Origin of the sequence: Micromonospora wenchangensis (assembly GCF_002210435.1) — a bacterium.
GTDB classification, from domain to species: Bacteria; Actinomycetota; Actinomycetes; order Mycobacteriales; family Micromonosporaceae; genus Micromonospora; species Micromonospora wenchangensis.
This window is the reverse complement of sequence record NZ_MZMV01000030.1, coordinates 67,622-85,471: the sequence shown is the minus strand read 5'-3', so window position 1 is coordinate 85,471 and position 17,850 is coordinate 67,622. Positions and strand designations below refer to the sequence as shown.

Here is a 17,850-nt window from a genome sequence, read left to right as displayed (position 1 = left end):
CCCGGCCCCCGGCGGCGTGCGCCCACCGATCCCCCCGGCCCCTGCTCTGCGGACCTACTGCTCTGCCGCCCAGGTGGCCCCGCTGCTCCGCTGCCCCGCGCTGCCCTGCTGCTCCGCCGCCCCGCGCCGCCCACTGCCCCGGTGCCTCTCAGCTCTCCGGCCTCCCGCCCGTGCCACGGGACCCGGCCCACCCTCATGTCTCGTCGCCCGCCCGTCAGCCCGTTACCCACCCGTGCCCATCGACACGGACAGTGACGTGACGCCCGGGCGCACCACATCACCTCCAGACGCTTTGCTCTGCTGCCCTCGACGCGACAGCTACTTGTCGTGAGTGTCGCGTCGAGGGCAGCAGAGCAAAGTCTCCGCGAGGGGTTGGTGGCGGTCGGCGAGGTGTTGCGACAAAATCCCAGCTCAAGGGTTAGTTCGCGTGTTCCGTGGGGTGCTGGGCCGGACGGCGGCGGATGACCGACGGTCACTCTCGGTCATAGAGCCGCTGATGGCGTATGGTGTCCGCCTGTGACCCACCGTCACCCGTCCCGGGGGTGGCGTGCAGCCGGACGCGGGCACCGCCGTCCTGCGGCAGGCCGTTCAGGATGTCGGAACCGGGGGACCAGCGACGCGACGGGCCGGCAGAGCCGCCGGGCCGGCAGCGCCGGTGGCCCGGGGAGCGGGCGGTGCGGACCTACCAGGTGAGGTGCAGCGGCAGGCCGAGGAAGCGGGCGTAACTCTCCAGCGCCGCCTCGACCCGCTGCCGGGTCGAGGCGTCCAGCGGGACCAGCGGCTGCACCGTCACGGTGACCCTGGTCCGGGCGAGGCGGCGCTTCCAGGTGCCCACCACCCGGCCGCCGCGCACCACCGTGGACTGGAAGACGCCGTTACCGCCGGGGATCACCGCCTTCAGGTGCGCCGGATCGACCATCAGGGCGCGATCCTTGAAGCCGAGCAGGTACTCGTCGAAGCCGGGCAGCACGTGCACGTCGTCCACCGGCAGCCGGGGCGCGTCCAGCAGCGCCGGGTCGAGGTACGACTCCACCCCGTCGACCCGGACGGCGGTCAGCGTTCCGGCGTCGGTGGCGACCGCCACGGCCCGTTTCGTGTCGGCGGCGGTCAGGCCCGTCCACCCGGTGAAGTCGCGCCGGGTCGTCGGCCCGTGGCTGCGGAAGTAACGCCCGGCCAGGATGCCCAGGGCCTCGTCCCGCTCGGGCCGGTGCGGGTCGGGGATCCACTCGTCGAGCAGCGCGAAGGTCTGCTCGGTTCCCACGTGCGGGGCGATGCAGGTGACGCCCCGCTGGCTGGCATACCAGAGCAGGTGGTAGCCGCGTTGACCGGAGACGTCGACCCCGGCGGCGGTGAGGGTTTCCAGGCACTGCGCGCGGGTCAGCCGGCCGCCGCCGGTCAGCGCCGCGCCGAGCACGTCGGCGGCCCGGTCGGCCTCGGCCTCGGTCAGCCCGAGCACGGCCCGCCGGGCCGGCGCGCCGGCCAGCGCCCGGACGCCGGTGAGGTCGAGCATCCAGCGGGCGTCGCGGCCGGGCACCAGGTGCACGGTGCCGCGCATCGGCCAGGTGCGCAGCGCCTCGCGGCGTTCCAGGGCGGCCCGCACGTCGGCCTCGGTGTGGCCGGGCAGCCGCAAGCCCAGCGACCACAGGCCGCTCGCCGCGTCCTGGGCCTGCATCGCCCCGAACCACTCCACCACGCCGGCGACACCCGACGGGCGGCCGGCCGGATGCTCCCGCAGGGCCAGCGCGGTCATCCGTAACGTCAACGCCTCGTCGCCGGTCAGCTCCACCACGCCGGTCAGCATAGGAGCAGGTAACGACACCGGGCGGCCCCCTGACCGCGCTACGCCGGTCGTCGAACCGGCGGAGCGCGATCCCCCGTGCAGGTCCCCCCGGGTCACCGGTGGTGGCCCCCTGGCCCCGGCATCCGTGTCCATCAGGATCGCCTTCCGCCCCACCCGTGGGAGCGTTCCCGGCTGGAACTTGCGCAAATCTTGAGCCGCGCCGCCGCCGGACGATCTCGCGCTGGAACGGCCAGATCGCCGGCCAGTCCGCCCGGGGTGGCGCACGTAGCTGCATGTCCGGATCATGCCCCGGGCGGACGTTTGATCCAGCAAGCACCGGGTAGTCGCCGGAGCTGACCCGAACCGAGGAGGACACAGACGATGGACGGCCAGGTCAAGGTAGCGGTCATCTACTACAGCGCGACCGGGATCACCTACCAGATGGCGCAGGCGGCGGTCGAGGCCGCCGGCGAGGCGGGGGCCGAGGTGCGCCTGCGCAAGGTACGGGAGCTGGCGCCCGACGAGGCGATCCGCTCCAACGCGGGCTGGCAGGCGCACCGGCTGGAGACCCAGGACGTGATGGAGGCCGAGATCGACGACCTGGCCTGGGCCGACGTGGTCATCTTCGGTTCCCCCACCCGGTACGGCATGATCGCCGCCCAGCTCAAGCAGTTCATCGACACCACCGGCCCGCTGTGGGCCAACGGCGCGCTGGCCGACAAGGTCTACAGCGGTTTCACCTCCACCGCCACCTCGCACGGCGGTCAGGAGTCGACCCTGCTGTCGCTGTTCACGATCTTCTACCACTGGGGTGGCGTGGTGGTGACCCCCGGCTACACCGACCCGAGCCAGTTCGTCGCCGGCAACCCGTACGGCGCGTCGCACACCAGCAACAACGGCGAGATCGCCCCGGACCACGTGGCGCTCGCGGCCACCGCGCTGACCGCCAAGCGGGCGGTCCGCATCGGTGCCGCCGTCAAGCGCGGCCTCGCCGGCTGAGTCACCGGGCGGGCCGGGCGGGGGCCACCGGTGGGCCGGACGGGTCGAGAGTCCCGCCCGGCCCGCCGCTACCCGCCCACCGGCCCGCCACCCGCCGTGAGCGCCGGCCGGGCCAGCAACTGCCCCAGCAACTCGGCCAGCACGGCCAGGCCGTCCCGGCTGAGCACCGACTCCGGGTGGAACTGCACCCCGGCGAAGCTCGCCCCGCGCAGCGCGTGCACCGACCCGTCGGCCGGGTCCCGGGCCAGCTCCACCGGCCCGTACGGCGACCCGATCCGGTCGGTGCCCGCCCGGGCGGTGAACGTCGAGTAGAAACCCACCCGGCGCGGCACCCCGAACAGCGACACCTCCCGTTGCAGGCCCTGGTAGGGCGCGGCGCGGCGGTGCAGCGGCAACCCCAGCAACCCGCTGAGCAGTTGGTGCCCCAGGCACACCGCCAGGGTCGGCAGCCCCGCGTCCAACCGGGCGGTCAGCAGCGTGCGCAGGGCGGCCATCTTCGGATCGTCGACCGCGCCCGGGTCGCCCGGCCCGGGGCCGACCACCAGCAGGTCGTAGCCGGCGGCGGAGCCGGGGGCGTGCCAGGGGCGCACGTCCACCGTCAGGCCCAGGGCGCGCAGCTGGTGGGCGAGCATTCCGGTGAAGGTGTCCTCGCCGTCGACCACCAGCGCCCGCCGGCCGGCCGCCCCGGGCAGCACCGTCGCACCGGGGCCGCGCTGGTCGAGCCAGAACCGGGCCAGCGGGGCGTTGCGGGCGGCGAGCACCGCCCGTACCTCGGGGTCGTCGGCCCACCGCACCGGCGGGTACGGCCCGTCGGTCGACGCCTGCGGGCCCAGCCCCAGCGCGGCGAGCACCCCGGCGGCCTTGGCGTGCGTCTCGGCGACCTCACCGGCGGCGGTGGAGTGCCGCACCAGGGTCGCCCCGACGGGCACCCGCAGCCGCCCGGTGGGGGAGATCTCGGCGGTCCGGATCAGGATGGGCGCGTCCAACGTCTGCCGGCCCTCGGCGTCGCGGCCCAGCAGCGCCAGCACCCCCGAGTAGTAGCGCCGGCCGGTGCGTTCGTGCCGGGCGATCACCCGGCAGGCGTTCTGCATCGGGCTGCCGGTCACCGTCGGGGCGAACATGGTCTCCCGCAGCACCTCCCGGACGTCGCGGGTGCCCCGGCCGGCCAGCAGGTACTCGGTGTGCGCCAGGTGCGCCATCTCCTTGAGGTACGGGCCGACGACCTGCCCGCCGTGCTCGGCGACGCCGGCCATCATCTTCAGCTCCTCGTCGAGGACCATGTACAGCTCCTCGACCTCCTTCGGGTCGTGCAGGAACCGCAGCAGCGCGTCCCGTCCGGCGGTGGCCCCGGTGTGCCGGAAGGTGCCGCTGATCGGGTTCATCATGACCAGCCCGTCATCGACGCTGACGTGCCGTTCGGGGCTCGCGCCGACCAGCGTCCGGGTGCCGGTGTGCACCAGGAACGTCCAGTACGCGCCCCGCTCGTCGCGCAGCAGCCGACCCAGCGCCGCCAGCGCGGCGCTCAACGGGGCACCCTGCACGGTGCCGTGCAGGGTGCGGTGGATGACGAAGTTCGCCCCGGCACCCCGACCGATCTCCTCGGCCAGCACCCGGTCGACGACCCGCGCGTACTCGTCGTCGTCGACGTCGAAGGCGGCGTCGGCGCAGACCACCGGCGCGGTCGGCAGGGCGGCGAGCAGGTCGGCCAGGGGTAGCGTGGCGTGCCCGGTGACGGTCAGGTACTCCAGCGGGACGCCGTCGTCGACGCAGTCGAAGCCCCGTTCGGCGATCTGCCGGTACGGCACCAGCGCCAGCGTGCGGGGGCCCGGACCGCCCTCGGGCAGCGGCAGGTCGGCCAGCCGTTCGGCGACGTCGACCGGGCCGGTGAACAGGTCGACGTGGTCGACGCCGTCGCGGCGCAGCAGCGCGAACGGGCCCGGGTCGACGCCGTCGGCGACGGCCGCGAGCAGGTCGTAGAGGTGGGTCATCGGTTTCTCCTCCGGGTCGGGTCGCCTCGTCGGGCGGCCCCGGTGCCGGGGGAGGACCGTCGGCCGCCTCGTCGGGCGGCCGCGTGGATAGCTACGCGCGGGGGATGGCCGCCGGGTCGGCGGGCCACCAGCAGGTCAGGTGCGCGGGCATACCGACACCCTAGGCGGTACGCCCACGCCGGGGAAGGGCGTTCCCACCCGCGCCGGCGGGTACCGTGACCCGCGATGAACATTCTCGCTCTCGACCTGGGCACCTCCTCGGTCCGTGGCCTGGTGCTCGACGCCGACGCCGATCCGCTGCCGGGAGCGTTGGCCCGTCGCCGGGTGCAGCTGACCGTGGCCGGGGACGGCACCGGCACCCTGGACGCCGCCGGCTACCTCGCCGGCCTCACCGAGTGCCTCGACGAGTTGGCCGCCGCCGGTCACCTGCGCGACGTCGGGCTGGTCGCGGTCTGCGCGCAGTGGCACTCGGTGCTGCCGCTGGACCGGTCCGGTGACCCGCTCGGCCCGGTGCTGACCTGGTTGGACACCCGGGCCGCGCCGCCGCCGGGGGCGTCCGGCCCGGCCGACCCGCAGGACTTCCACGCGCGGACCGGGGCGTGGTGGCACCGCTGCTACTGGTCGGTGCGGCTGCCCTGGCTGCGGGAATCCACCGCCGGGGTGACCCGGTTCGCCGGCCTGGTCGAGTACGTCCTCGGTCGACTGCTCGACGACGCGCCCATGTCGGTGTCCATGGCCTCCGGCACCGGCCTGCTCGACCTGAGCCGGCTGGCCTGGGACGACGAGGCCGTCGCGGTGGCCGGGGTCCGGCCGGGTGAGCTGCCGGAGCTGGCCCCGATGGACTGGCAGGGCCGGCTGCGGGCCGAGCACGCCCGCCGGTGGCCGCAGCTCGCCGGGGCGCGCTGGGCCGCCCCGGTCGGTGACGGCGCCGCCTCCAACGTCGGCTCGGGCTGCGTCGACCCCCGCCGGGCGGCGGTCACCGTCGGCACCTCGGCCGCGGTACGCCTGGTCCAGCGGGTTCCGGCCGGGTCACCGCTGCCACCCCTGCCGGCGTCGCTGTGGCGGTACCGGGTGGACCACGAGCACGTGGTGACCGGGGCGGCCTACTCCAGCGGCGGGAACCTGTTCGCCTGGGCCGACCGGGAGCTGCGGCTGCCGCAGGGGCCCGACCTGGACGCCGCGCTGGCCCGGATCGCGCCGGACGGGGTGCTCCCGGCCAACCCCCGCCTCGGCGGGGACCGACCCCCCGGCCTGGCCCCGGCCGGCTCGGGTGAACTGCGCGGGCTCAGCTTCTCCAGCACCGGGGTGGACATCCTCGCCGGGCTGATGACCGGGCTGTGCCGGATGGTCGCCGACGACCTGGCCGTGCTGGAGTCCGGTGTCGACGCACCCGTCGAGGTGGTCCTCGGCGGGGGAGCGGTGACCGCCTCCGCGTGGTGGCGTACGGCGTTCGCCGCCGCGCTCGCGCCGCGTCCGGTCCGGCACCGCGCCGAGCGGGAGATCGGGGCGACCGGGGCCGCGCTGGTCGCGTTGGGTCGGGTGCCCGCCGCGGACCGGCTCGCCGGAACCGGCCGTACGGAGGAGGACCCCTTACCGACCTCGGCCGCCGGAGCAGGCGTCTCCGCCCGGTCGGATGCGCCGTCGACCCGTTGACACGGCTGTCTGGCCTGGTTGGATGGACCCGGCCCCCCGTCGTGGGGACGGGAGCCGAGGAGGCGAGACGTGGACGCAGGTCCCGACCCGACACCGAGCGCGGAGTCGCCGGGTCGGAACCGGTTCGACGAGCGGGTCGTGCCGCACCGGCGGCGTTCGCCGTTGCGGCTGCGGGACTGGCGGATGCGTACCAAACTCGCCACCGTCCTGGTCATCCCGTCGGTGGCGTTCCTGGTGCTGGCCGGGGTGCAGACCGCCGGTCTGGTGGGGCGCACGACGGCGCTCAACGACTTCGCCCGGCAGGTCGGCATCGGGCGGCAGATCACCGCGGCGGTGGACCGGCTCCAGCAGGAACGCGACCGCACCGCCGGTGAGCTGGCGGCGCTGCGTCGGGCGGGCAGCGCCGCCGACCGGGACGCGGCGCTGGTCGCGCTCCGGCCGCTGCATGCGGCCACCGACACGGCGTTCGGGGCGTTGCGTGAGGCGGCCGGGCCGCTGGCCGACGCCGACGCCGCCTGGCAGGTCGCCTACGCCGAGGCGGTGGAGGCGTACGACCAGGTGGTCTACATCCGCTCGGCGGTGCCGCCGGCGGTGCTGAGCAGCGACACCATCCTGGGCAACTACCACCGGGCGGTGGAGGCGCTGCTCGGCCTGCTCGCCGAGCCGAACCCGGGGCCGGAGCGTCCGGAGTTGACCGACGCGGTGCTGCGCTACGTGCAGCTGGCCCGGGTCAAGGAGTTGTCCTCGCGGATCAGGGGCCAGTTGTACGCCGCCGCCCGCGCCGGCCGGTACGGCCTGGAGGACCAGGTCAACCTCGCCGACCTGCGGGCGCAGCAGCTCGCCGCGCTGGGCGCGTTCCGGGTGGCCGCGACGACCGCCCAGATCCAGGCGTACGACCGGACCTCGCGGACCGGGGCGTTCGTGGACGCCACCCGGCTGGAGGAGAAGAGCCTCAGCACCGGCGGCACCGCCCTGCCCGCGGTGCTGCCCGCCAACCAGTGGTGGACGGCCAGCGAGCAGCGGCAGGAGCTGCTGCGGCAGCTGGAGGACCGGGTGCTCGACGACGCGGTGGCAAGGGCCGAGCAGGTCAGCGGCGACCAGTTGCGTACCACCCTGCTGGTGCTGGGTGGCATCGTGGTGGTGCTGGCCCTGGCGGTGCTGCTGGCCGTCCTGGTCGGCCGGTCGATCGCGAACTCGATGCAGCGGCTGCGGGACCAGGCGTTGCGGATCGCCCAGGTGGAGCTGCCGCATGCCCTGAAGCGGCTGCGGACCGTCGACGGCGGGGTGCCGGCGATCGACGTGCCGCCGGCCGTGGTCCGTTCGCTGGACGAGATCGGCGAGCTGGCCGAGGCGTTCGTGGCGGTGCACCGCAGCGCGGTCAGCGTCGCGGTGGAGCAGGCGGAGACCCGCCGGACGGTCAACGCGATGTTCGTCAACCTGGCCCGGCGCAGCCAGGTGCTGGTGGAGCGGCAACTGGAGCTGCTGGACGACCTGGAACGGGAGGAGGCCGACCCGGACCAGTTGGAGAACCTGTTCAAGTTGGACCACCTGGCCGCCCGGATGCGCCGTAACGACGAGAGCCTGCTGGTGCTCGCCGGCACCGAGTCGACCCGCCGGTGGAACCGGCCGGTGCGGTTGGGTGCGGTGCTGCTCGCGGCCAGCGCCGAGATCGAGCAGTACCAGCGGGTCCGTCACGAGTCGGTGGCCGACCTGTACGTGGTGGGGCACGCCGTCGGGGAGCTGGTGCACCTGGTGGCGGAGCTGCTGGAGAACGCGACCGCCTTCTCCCGGCCGGACACCGTGGTCCGGGTGACCGCGCGGGCCGAGGGCGGTGGTGCGGTGGTGGACATCGCCGACGCCGGTCTCGGCATGAGCCCGACCGCGTTGGCGCAGGCCAACGCGGTGTTGGCGGAGCCGCCGGTGGCCGACGTGGCGGCGGTCGAGCGGATGGGTCACTTCGTGGTCAGCCACCTGGCCGCCCGGCACGGCGTCGGCGTGCGGCTGGCCGCGCAGGGGCAGGGGCTGGTGGCCCGGCTGACCCTGCCGGCGACCCTGCTCGCCCCGGCGCCGGAGCTGGACGGTGCACCGCCGAACGCGTCGCCCGGGTCGAGGGCGCTGGCCCCGGTCGCTCCCGCCGGCCTGCCGGCCCGTCCCGCCGTGGCACCGCCGTCCGGTCCTCTCGGGCCGCCCCCGGGTCCGGCCGCGTGGCCCGGTCCCGGTGGGGCGGGCCCGGCGGAGCTGCCGGTGGCCGGCCGTCGTCCGGTCCCGTCGCCGCCGGACCAGGTCCCGGCCCGGGTCGTGGACGTGCGGACACCGGCTCCGCCGTCCGACGGCGGCTGGTGGTCCCGGCAGGGCCCGGCCGCGTCGTCGCCGGCCACCCTGGGCGGGAGCACCCCGGCGCCGCCGCTGGTCCCGGTCACCGGCGGCACCAACGACCGGGGGCTGCCGGTGCGGGTGCCGATGGCCCAGCTGACCTCGGTGACCGAGCCGGCCCGGCCGCCGTCGGCCCGGGTCCGTGAGGACCCGGACCCGGAGGCGGTGGGCGGGATGCTGTCCCGGCTCTACAGCGGCGTGCGCCGTGCCGAGGCCGAGGAGACCACCGAGTTAATCTTGCCGCCGGGTGTGCGCAGTGAGGGAGGACGACAGTGATGACACTGAGCCAGGAGGCGCGTGACCTGAACTGGTTGGTCAACGCGTTCGCCGAGCGGGTGCCCGGGGTGGCGCACGCGGTGGTGGTCTCCTCGGACGGTCTGCTGGTGGCGATCTCGGCGCAGTTGCCCCGCGACCACGCGGACAAGCTGGCCGCCGTGACCTCGGGGCTGATGAGCATCACCGCGGGCGCGGCGCAGATGTTCGACGGGGACGTGGTCAAGCAGACCGTGGTCGAGATGGGCCGGGGCTACTTCCTGGTGATGCAGATCCGGGACGGCTCGATCCTGGCCACCCTGGCCGGCGCGGACGCGGACATCGGTGTGGTGGGCTACGAGATGGCCCGGCTGGCCAAGCAGGCCGGCGAGATGCTGACCCCGGCGTTGCGCGCGGAACTCCAGCAGGCGTTGCCCCGCTGACGGCCGGTGGGCTGCCGGGCCGGACCGCCCCCACGCGGTCCGGCCGTGCCGGTGGTGTTTCGGTTCCTGTGTCGGCCTACAGGCCGTTGTCCCGGATGACCTGGCGGTACCAGTGGGCGCTGCGCTTCGGGATGCGCCGCTGGGTCGGGTAGTCCACGTAGACCAGTCCCCAGCGTTGGTCGTAGCCTTCGGCCCATTCGAAGTTGTCGAGCAGCGACCAGACGTGGTAGCTCTCCAGCGGCACGCCGTCGGCGATGGCCCGGTGGACGGCGGTGAGGTGGTCGCGCAGGAACGCGATCCGGCCGGCGTCGTCGACGGTGCCGTCCGGGCCGAGGGTGTCCGGGCAGGGCAGGCCGTTCTCGGTGACGGTGATCGGGACGGGCCCGTAGTCGCGGGTGACCCGGGTCAGGATGTCGTACATGCCCTGCGGGTAGATCTGCTGCCAGTCCGCCTCGCTGGTGGGCCAGCGGGTGACGGTGTTGCCGTTGCCGGTCAGGTACAGCGGCGTGTAGTACTGCACGGCGAGCAGGTCGACCGGGCTGGCGATGGTCTCCAGGTCGCCGTCGCGGATGCCCTTGGCCATCCGGCTGTCCGGGCCGAGGTCGGCCAGCACGTCGGCCGGGTAGGCGCCGGTGAGGATGGAGTCCAGGTACAGCCGGTTCTCGTACCCGTCGTGCAGTGTGGCGGCTGCGGCGGCGGCCGGGCTGTCGTCGGCCGGGTAGCACGGGTGCAGGTTCAGCGCGGGGCCGATCCGGGTGTCGAAGCCGGTGGCCCGCAGCGCGCGCACGGCGAGGCCGTGGGCGAGCTGGAGGTGGTGGGCGACCAGGTAGGCGGCGTCGGCGTCCTGTCGGCCGGGGGCGTGGTGGCCCCAGAGGTAGCCGTTCTGCACCACGGTCTTCGGCTCGTTGATGGTCAACCACACCGGGACCTGGTCGCCGATGCCCCGGAAGACCGTGTCGGCGTAGTCGGCGAACCGGTGGGCGGTGTCCCGGTTCTCCCAGCCGCCGTCGTCCTGCAGGGCCTGCGGCAGGTCCCAGTGGAACAGGGTGACCATCGGGGCGATGCCGCGTTCGTGCAGGCCGCCGATGATCCGCTTGTAGAAGTCGAGCCCGCGCTGGTTGGGCTTGCCGGTGCCGTCGGCCTGGATGCGGGGCCAGGAGATGGAGAACCGGTAGCTGCGCAGACCGAGGTCGCGCATCAGGTCGAGGTCGTCGGCCCAGCGGTGGTAGTGGTCGGCGGCCACGTCCCCGGTGTCGCCGTTGCGGGTGCGGCCGGGGGTGTGGCTGAAGGTGTCCCAGACCGATTCGCCCCGGCCGTCCTCCTTGGCGGCGCCCTCGATCTGGTATGCCGAGGTGGCGGCGCCCCAGCCGAAGTCGTGCGGGAAACGCACCCGTTCCGCGGTGGGGTCGGCGGTGGGGTCGCCACCCTTCGGCGCGTCGCAGCCGGCGGCGAGGACGCCGGTGGCCGCGGTCAGGCCGGCGCCAGCGGCGGCGGCGGAGAGCCCGGCGCCGGCGGTGGCGGTGGCGGAGAGCGCGGCGCGGCGCAGCAGGCGTCGCCGGGTGAGTATCGACATGGATGTTTCTCCTCAGGGTGCGGGCCACCCCGACGGCCGGGAGCGCTCCCAGCGCGGGCGTGCGACGGCCCGGCCGCCTCGGGGGCGGACCGCCAGCCTAGAGGGCCGCGCGTGGGCGGCCGGGATGGGGAATGGCGAGTGTGACGGGCGCCGTCGAGGACGGTCGGCCGACCTGCCGAGGGGCAGATAGCGATCGAGGCCGGCCGGGCGGCGCGCACGCCTGACCCGTCGGCCTCTTTTCCCGTCGAGTACGGGGGTTTAGTGTGGGGACGGGGGAGGGCAACCCCCGTCCCCACCTGTGTTGCACACACGCACGCTCGAATTGGCGTCCGGCCGTGCGTGTCGCGCGGGAGCCGGGCCACGCGAGTGGCTCTGGTTCCACCTCCCTCCGTGATGGTGGGGTGTGGCTGGCGACGGTGTCCGGGCTGGCCCGTCGTCAGCCGTTCGGGCTGAACCCCGTGGTCGGGCGACCACGGTTGTGACCTTCACTTGTTGCATCTCCGTCGATGGAAGCGCTCCCATCGGCGATGCTGCGACTGTAACGCCCGTCACGGCTTTGTGAAAGCCCCTAAACGAGATCGAAACATCGACCTGCGTTTCGACAGAGGTAGTTGTTGTGGGAGCGCTTCCATGGCACACTGTCGAATCAACGCAGCGGAGCCAGACACGCGCGAGTGATGGGTCGCCGAGGGCATCCGGGTCTCCCGGACGGCACCCGAAGGAACGGAACGTCGGCCTCAGTGGCCGGATCCCGTCCCTGCCCCGGCCCACCGGCCGGACCGACCACCATTCCGGCACCTCCGTCCCCCCGCGCACCCCTGTAGCAGCGCGTGGAGGTGCCTCCGCCGGGGCCCGCAGCCCCGGCCCGGTCCGAGGAGACACCGCGCACATGAGACTCATGGCAAGACGTCGCCGCACGGCGATGCTCGCCGCCACCGCACTCGCCATCGGCGGGGTGGGCCTGCCGGCCAGCGCGGCCCAGGCCGCGCCGGCCTGCGACGTGGTCTACGCCACCAACGACTGGGGCAGCGGCTTCACCGCGAACGTCACCATCAAGAACATGGGCGACGCGCTCAGCAGCTGGTCGCTCAAGTGGACCTTCCCGAACAGCAGCCAGCGGGTCACCCAGGGCTGGTCGGCGAAGTGGAGCCAGAGCGGCAGCGAGGTCACCGCGACCAACGAGTCCTACAACGGCAGCCTCGGCACCGGGGCGTCCACCACCATCGGCTTCAACGGCTCCTACTCGGGCAGCAACCCGAAGCCGACGTCGTTCACGCTGAACGGCACCCCGTGCAACGGCACCCCGGCCAACCAGCCGCCGACGGTCAGCCTCGGCGTGCCCACCGGCCCGTTCACCGCCCCGGCCGACGTGCCGCTGACCGCCACCGCCAGCGACCCGGACGGGACGATCAGCAAGGTCGAGTTCTACCGCAACGGCCTGCTGGTCAACACCGACACCTCCGCGCCGTACGCGTACACGCTGACCTCGCTGCCGGCCGGCAGCTACACGGTCCAGGCCAAGGCGTACGACAACGCCAACGGCATCGGCGTGGCGGAGAAGTCGTTCACCGTCAACCCGGCCACCGGCCCGGCGCTGGTCGCCACGCCGTCCACGGTGAGCGTCAACGAGGGTGGCAGCACCACCTTCAACCTCAAGCTCAGCGCCGCGCCCTCGGGCAACGTGCCGGTCACCCTCACCCGCACCGGTGACACCGACATCACGGTCTCGCCGTCCACCGTCACGCTGACCCCGAGCAACTGGAACACCGGGGTCACCGTCACGGTCGCCGCGGCGGAGGACACCGACACCGCCGGTGGCACCGCCACCATCACCGCGGCCGGCACCGGAGTCTCCTCGGTGGTGGTCACCGCCACCGAGATCGACAACGACACCCCCGGTGGGGACAACGCCTACGTCGCGAAGTTCCTCGACCAGTACGGCAAGATCAAGAACTCGGGCTACTTCAGCCCCGAGGGCGTGCCGTACCACTCGATCGAGACGCTGATCGTCGAGGCCCCCGACCACGGCCACGAGACCACCTCCGAGGCGTTCAGCTACTGGCTGTGGCTGGAGGCCTACTACGGCCGGGTGACCCAGAACTGGGCGCCGTTCAACAACGCCTGGACGGTGATGGAGAAGTACATCATCCCGTCGCACGCCGACCAGCCCACCGCGGGCGTCGCCGGCACCCCGCAGTACGCCGCCGAGTACAACCTGCCCAGCCAGTACCCGTCGGCGCTGAACGCCAGCGTCCCGGTCGGCCAGGACCCGCTGCGCTCGGAGCTGCAGTCCACCTACGGCACCGGCGACATCTACGGCATGCACTGGCTGATGGACGTCGACAACACCTACGGCTTCGGCCGCTGCGGTGACGGCACCACCAAGCCGGCGTACATCAACACCTTCCAGCGCGGCACCCAGGAGTCGGTGTGGGAGACCATCCCGCAGCCGTCCTGCGACACCTTCAAGCACGGCGGCCAGTACGGCTACCTCGACCTGTTCGTCAAGGACTCGGGCGCCCCGGCCAAGCAGTGGAAGTACACCAACGCCCCGGACGCCGACGCCCGCGCCGTGCAGGCCGCGTACTGGGCGCTGACCTGGGCCAAGGCGCAGGGCAAGCAGGCCGACGTCGCCGCCACCGTGGCCAAGGCCGCCAAGATGGGCGACTACCTGCGGTACGCGATGTACGACAAGTACTTCAAGAAGATCGGCAACTGCATCGGGGCCAGCACCTGCCCCGCCGGCACCGGCAAGGACTCGGCGCACTACCTGCTGTCCTGGTACTACGCCTGGGGTGGCGCGTACGACGCCAGCGCGGGCTGGTCCTGGCGGATCGGTTCCAGCCACAGCCACTTCGGCTACCAGAACCCGTTCGCGGCCTGGGCGATGACCAACGTCAACGAGCTGAAGCCGAAGTCCCCGACCGCGGTCGGCGACTGGCAGAAGAGCCTCGACCGGCAGCTGGAGTTCTACACCTGGCTCCAGTCGGCCGAGGGCGGCATCGCCGGTGGCGCCACCAACAGCTGGGACGGTAGCTACGCCCAGCCGCCGGCGGGCACCGCCACCTTCTACGGCATGTACTACGACGTCGACCCGGTCTACAACGACCCGCCGTCGAACCAGTGGTTCGGCATGCAGGTCTGGTCGATGCAGCGCATCGCCGAGCTGTACCTGGAGACCGGCAACACCAAGGCCAAGGCGCTGCTCGACAAGTGGGTGCCGTGGGCGATCGCCAACACCACGCTGGGCACCAACTGGTCGGTCCCGTCCGAGCTGAAGTGGACGGGCCAGCCCGCCAACTGGAACCCGAGCAGCCCGGCGTCCAACACCGGCCTGCACGTGGAGGTCAGCTCCACGGGCCAGGACGTCGGTGTCACCGGCTCCCTCGCCCGGACCCTGATCGCCTACGCGGCCAAGTCCGGCAACACGCAGGCGAAGACCACCGCCAAGGGTCTGCTGGACGCGCTCTCGGCGGCCAGCGACAGCAAGGGTGTGTCGACGACGGAGACGCGTGGCGACTACAAGCGCTTCGACGACGTCTACAACGCCGCCGACGGCCAGGGTCTCTACGTGCCGCCGGGCTGGACCGGGAAGATGCCCAACGGTGACACCATCGCCGCCGGCAAGAGCTTCCTGGACATCCGGTCGTTCTACAAGAACGACCCGGACTGGCCGAAGGTCGACGCGTACCTCAAGGGCGGCCCCGAGCCGACCTTCAACTACCACCGGTTCTGGGCCCAGTCCGACATCGCCATGGCGTACGCGGACTACGGGATGCTCTTCCCGAACGGGTGAGTTGACCCCACCGGGTGGGTGGCGCGGCGCCACCCACCCGGAGGCCGACCGGGCCCGGGGGAGCGGACAGCCCGGTCGGCGGGCGGCCTGATTCCCACGGTCAGGCCGGGGGTGGGTCGACCGTCCGGCCGACGCAGCGGAGCGGCCGGCCCACCCCACCATCCGCTTTCCCGCCCCGGCGGTGAAGCGGCGAAAAAAGGAGCGCGCGCGGGATAACGCGACGCCCTGTGACGGAGTACCGTGTTGATCGGAGAGGCCGCTCCCCCCGTGGCGGCCTCTCCCTTAACGTCTGTGCCCCCGGCACCCCGCGCCCCACGTCGGCGGCGGGCGGTCCCGGCTCACCCGGGTTCCACCGGGTGCCGCAACCCCGGATGGCCGGCCGGCAGCGACCGGCGGATCACCACCCAGCTCACCGTCAGCGCCGCCGCCACCAGCGGCCAGGTCAACGCCACCCGGGCCACGGTCAACGCGAGCACCTGCCCGCCCAGCCACAGCGGCAGGAACACCGCCACCCGCAGCACGTAGGTGGCCGCCCACACCCAACTGCCCCGCCCGTACGCCCGCAGCAGCGCCGGGTCGCGCCGCCACCGCCCCCGCTGGCGCAGTGCCGCCCCGACGACCACACCGAGCAGCGGCCGGCGGACCACGATGCTCACCACCCAGACCAGCGCGCTGGCGAGGTTCGAGAAGACCTGCACCGCGAAGAAGTCGGCCGCCCGGCCGGTCCGCAGCGCCACCACGGCGGCCAGGCACACGGCCAGCAGCCCGATCAGCACCGCCCGGGGGCGGTCCCCGCGCCGCCACCGCCACAGCGCCACCGCCGTGCCGGCCAGCACCGCCACCGCCACCCCGCCGACGACCGACCGTCCGGTCGCCAGCCAGCCGACGGTGAACGCCACCGGCGGCAGGGTCGCGTCGATCGCGCCACCGCGCCCGCCGAGCAGACCGGCCAACGACTCCACCTGCTCCGGCGTCCCCGCCGGCCCCTGCCCTGCCGTCGGCCCCGGCCCCGCGGGCGGCGCGTCGGCCGGTTGCCCGGCCGGCGGCACGGCGTCGGCCGGCTGCGCGTCTGCCGGCGGCAGGGCAGGGGCCGGTGGCGGGGCGTCGGCCGGTGGCTGCGGGGCCGGCCCGTGGGGCGTCGGCGGGTTCCCCGCCGGCGGTCGTCCGTGTCCTGGTGTGCCGGTCACCGTCACCTCCCGTGGTCCCGTGTCAAGGTATCCGGACCGTCCCGGTGGGCCCACGCGCGACGTGCCGCGCGTGCCGCTACGGTGTGCGGGTGCGTGCGACGGCAAGGGGTTGGACCGCGGTCTGGTTGGTCGTGCTGGCGTTGGCCCAGACGGCGGCCTTCCTGCTGGTGTGGCGGTTCGCCGTGCACACCGGGACCGGGCAGTGGCTCGACACCGTCGCGTTGACCGGCAACCGGATCGGCCAGGACCGCATCGACGGTCTGGTCAACCGGATCCTCAACGCCATGTCGGTGGTGTCCCTGCTGGCGGCCATGGTGGTGATCTTCTTCATCGCCCTGATCCGGGGCCGCAAGGCGCTCGCCATCTCGGCCACCCTGCTGATCGCCGGGGCGAACGTCACCACCCAGGTGCTCAAGTACGTCATCGACCGGCCCGCGCTCGGCATCGACCCGCAACGCGACGCGGTCGGCAACAGCCTGCCCAGTGGACACACCACCATCGCCGCCTCGGTGGCGCTGGCGCTGATCCTGGTGCTGCCGGCCAAGGTGCGCGTCCTCGGGGCGTTCCTCGGCACCGCGTACGCCGCCGTCGCCGGGGTGGCCACCCTCTCCGCCGGCTGGCACCGGCCCAGCGACGCGGTCGCCGCCTTCCTGGTCGTCGGGGTCTGGGCGGCGCTGGCCGGCCTGCTGCTGCTGGTGTTCCAGCACGAGCAGGCGCAGGTCGCCCCCGACGACGCGCACAAGGTGGCCGCCAGCGTGCTCGGCATCGGTGGCCTGCTCGCCGTCCTCGGCTGCGGACTGGCCCTGTCCGGCCTGCTCGACCAGCAGCAGGTGCCGGTGGACGAGCTGACCCGCCGCACCCTGTTCATCGGGTACGCCGGCAGCGCCGCCGGGATCGCCGGCACGATGGGCGTGGTGGCGGCGCTGGTGCTGCTGTCCGTGCACCGCCTGGTGCCCCGTTGGAAGGGCTGACCGGAGGCCGGGGCCGGCACCTGGTGCCCGTGGCCGCCACGGCGTTCCGGGCCGAGTGCGCCCGGCTGGGGGTGGTCCTGTCCACGCTGACCGACGCGGACCTGGACCGGCCCACCCCGTGCCCGCCCTGGGCGGTCCGGGATCTCGTCGCCCACGTCCGCACGGGTGCCGGACGCCTGGTCGACATGCTCGCCGCGCCCGCGCCGCCGCGCGCCGAGGTGGACGCCGCCGGCTACTTCGGCCCGGCGAAGTTCACCCCGCAGGTCGACGCCGACCGGATCGCCAGCGCCCGGCGGGCGGCCCGCGGTCCCGCCGCCCCGACCGGGTCCACGGAAGCGGTGGCTGCCGCGGCGGCCTTCACCGCCGCCTGGCGGGCCACCGACGCGGCGGTGCGGGCGCAGTCCGCCGACCGGGTCGTCCGCACCCGCCACGGTGACCCGATGACGGTGCACGAGTTCCTGGTGACCCGGGTGGTGGAGGTCGGCGTGCACGGGCTGGACCTGGCGGTGGCGCTGCACCGCGAGCCGTGGCTCACCCCCGCCGCCGCGCGGGTGATCGCCGACCTGGTCACCGGGGGACGACCGGTCCCGGACGGGCTCGGCTGGGACCTCCTCACCCTGGTCCGCAAGACCACCGGCCGGGCCCCGCTCACCGCCGCCGAGCGGCGGATCACCGCGGCGCACCCCTGGCCCCACCTGTCCCTCACCGCCCCCACCTGACCCACCCCGCGTTGCTGCGCCTCCGCGTTGCCGTGCCCCGGTGATCAAGAGGTTCGCGTCAATTCTGATCATCAACGTGACGCAAACCTCTTGATCACCGGGGCCAGACCGGTGGG

Annotated in this window: 11 protein-coding genes; 7 read left to right on the top strand and 4 right to left on the bottom strand. The window is 73.8% G+C overall.

The window, feature by feature from the left end; all coding sequences use genetic code 11:
* Positions 1-682: 682 nt before the first annotated feature.
* Complete coding sequence (locus B5D80_RS18575; protein WP_088645147.1) at positions 683-1,801, bottom strand: winged helix DNA-binding domain-containing protein; 1,119 nt, start codon at positions 1,799-1,801, stop codon at positions 683-685.
* A 360-nt stretch (positions 1,802-2,161) separates the two neighbouring features.
* Between B5D80_RS18575 and wrbA the strand changes: the two genes are divergently transcribed.
* Positions 2,162-2,779: an NAD(P)H:quinone oxidoreductase gene (wrbA, locus tag B5D80_RS18570; RefSeq protein ID WP_088645146.1), complete on the top strand. Its 618-nt coding sequence runs from the start codon at positions 2,162-2,164 to the stop codon at positions 2,777-2,779.
* 68 nt (positions 2,780-2,847) lie between these two features.
* On the opposite strand, the gene B5D80_RS18565 is transcribed toward wrbA, so the two are convergent.
* A complete protein-coding gene (locus B5D80_RS18565; protein ID WP_088645145.1) occupies positions 2,848-4,767 on the bottom strand; it encodes a chorismate-binding protein in 1,920 nt (639 codons plus the stop codon).
* A 225-nt stretch (positions 4,768-4,992) separates the two neighbouring features.
* Between B5D80_RS18565 and B5D80_RS18560 the strand changes: the two genes are divergently transcribed.
* The 3 genes from B5D80_RS18560 (at position 4,993) to B5D80_RS18550 (ending at position 9,488) form a co-directional block, all read left to right on the top strand.
* On the top strand, positions 4,993-6,420 hold the full coding sequence (locus B5D80_RS18560; protein WP_088645144.1) for a gluconokinase: 1,428 nt from the start codon (positions 4,993-4,995) through the stop codon (positions 6,418-6,420).
* Positions 6,421-6,489: 69 nt separating this feature from the next.
* Entirely contained in the window at positions 6,490-9,069 is a 2,580-nt protein-coding gene (locus tag B5D80_RS34825; RefSeq protein ID WP_281253475.1) for a sensor histidine kinase, read from the top strand.
* Positions 9,069-9,488: a roadblock/LC7 domain-containing protein gene (locus B5D80_RS18550; RefSeq protein WP_240762273.1), complete on the top strand. Its 420-nt coding sequence runs from the start codon at positions 9,069-9,071 to the stop codon at positions 9,486-9,488. Before B5D80_RS34825 ends, B5D80_RS18550 begins: the two co-directional genes overlap by 1 nt.
* Before the next feature lie 76 nt (positions 9,489-9,564).
* On the opposite strand, the gene B5D80_RS18545 is transcribed toward B5D80_RS18550, so the two are convergent.
* On the bottom strand, positions 9,565-11,061 hold the full coding sequence (locus B5D80_RS18545) for a GH1 family beta-glucosidase (protein ID WP_088645142.1): 1,497 nt from the start codon (positions 11,059-11,061) through the stop codon (positions 9,565-9,567).
* Between the two features lie 889 nt (positions 11,062-11,950).
* Here B5D80_RS18545 and B5D80_RS18540 point away from each other — a divergent pair.
* Entirely contained in the window at positions 11,951-14,857 is a 2,907-nt protein-coding gene (locus B5D80_RS18540) for a glycoside hydrolase family 48 protein (protein WP_088645141.1), read from the top strand.
* Positions 14,858-15,195: 338 nt separating this feature from the next.
* Here B5D80_RS18540 and B5D80_RS18535 read toward each other — a convergent pair whose 3' ends face one another.
* On the bottom strand, positions 15,196-15,819 hold the full coding sequence (locus B5D80_RS18535; RefSeq protein WP_088645140.1) for a DUF3159 domain-containing protein: 624 nt from the start codon (positions 15,817-15,819) through the stop codon (positions 15,196-15,198).
* Positions 15,820-16,127: 308 nt separating this feature from the next.
* On the opposite strand from B5D80_RS18535, the gene B5D80_RS18530 reads away from it, so the two are divergent.
* The gene (locus tag B5D80_RS18530) at positions 16,128-17,015 is read left to right on the top strand and encodes a phosphatase PAP2 family protein (protein ID WP_204959054.1); all 888 of its coding nucleotides are present in this window, start codon (positions 16,128-16,130) and stop codon (positions 17,013-17,015) included.
* Entirely contained in the window at positions 17,003-17,734 is a 732-nt protein-coding gene (locus tag B5D80_RS18525) for a maleylpyruvate isomerase N-terminal domain-containing protein (protein ID WP_088645139.1), read from the top strand. Before B5D80_RS18530 ends, B5D80_RS18525 begins: the two co-directional genes overlap by 13 nt.
* The last annotated feature ends 116 nt before the right edge of the window (positions 17,735-17,850 follow it).

What these genes read in the sequence shown, in the direction of transcription:
- B5D80_RS18550 (WP_240762273.1), top strand. Translation starts at nt 9,069, where the DNA reads ATGACACTGAGCCAGGAGGCGCGTGACCTGAACTGGTTGGTCAACGCG.
- B5D80_RS18540 (WP_088645141.1), top strand. Translation starts at nt 11,951, where the DNA reads ATGAGACTCATGGCAAGACGTCGCCGCACGGCGATGCTCGCCGCCACC.
- B5D80_RS18560 (WP_088645144.1), top strand. Translation starts at nt 4,993, where the DNA reads ATGAACATTCTCGCTCTCGACCTGGGCACCTCCTCGGTCCGTGGCCTG.
- B5D80_RS18565 (WP_088645145.1), bottom strand. Translation starts at nt 4,767, where the DNA reads ATGACCCACCTCTACGACCTGCTCGCGGCCGTCGCCGACGGCGTCGAC.
- wrbA (WP_088645146.1), top strand. Translation starts at nt 2,162, where the DNA reads ATGGACGGCCAGGTCAAGGTAGCGGTCATCTACTACAGCGCGACCGGG.
- B5D80_RS18545 (WP_088645142.1), bottom strand. Translation starts at nt 11,061, where the DNA reads ATGTCGATACTCACCCGGCGACGCCTGCTGCGCCGCGCCGCGCTCTCC.
- B5D80_RS18575 (WP_088645147.1), bottom strand. Translation starts at nt 1,801, where the DNA reads ATGCTGACCGGCGTGGTGGAGCTGACCGGCGACGAGGCGTTGACGTTA.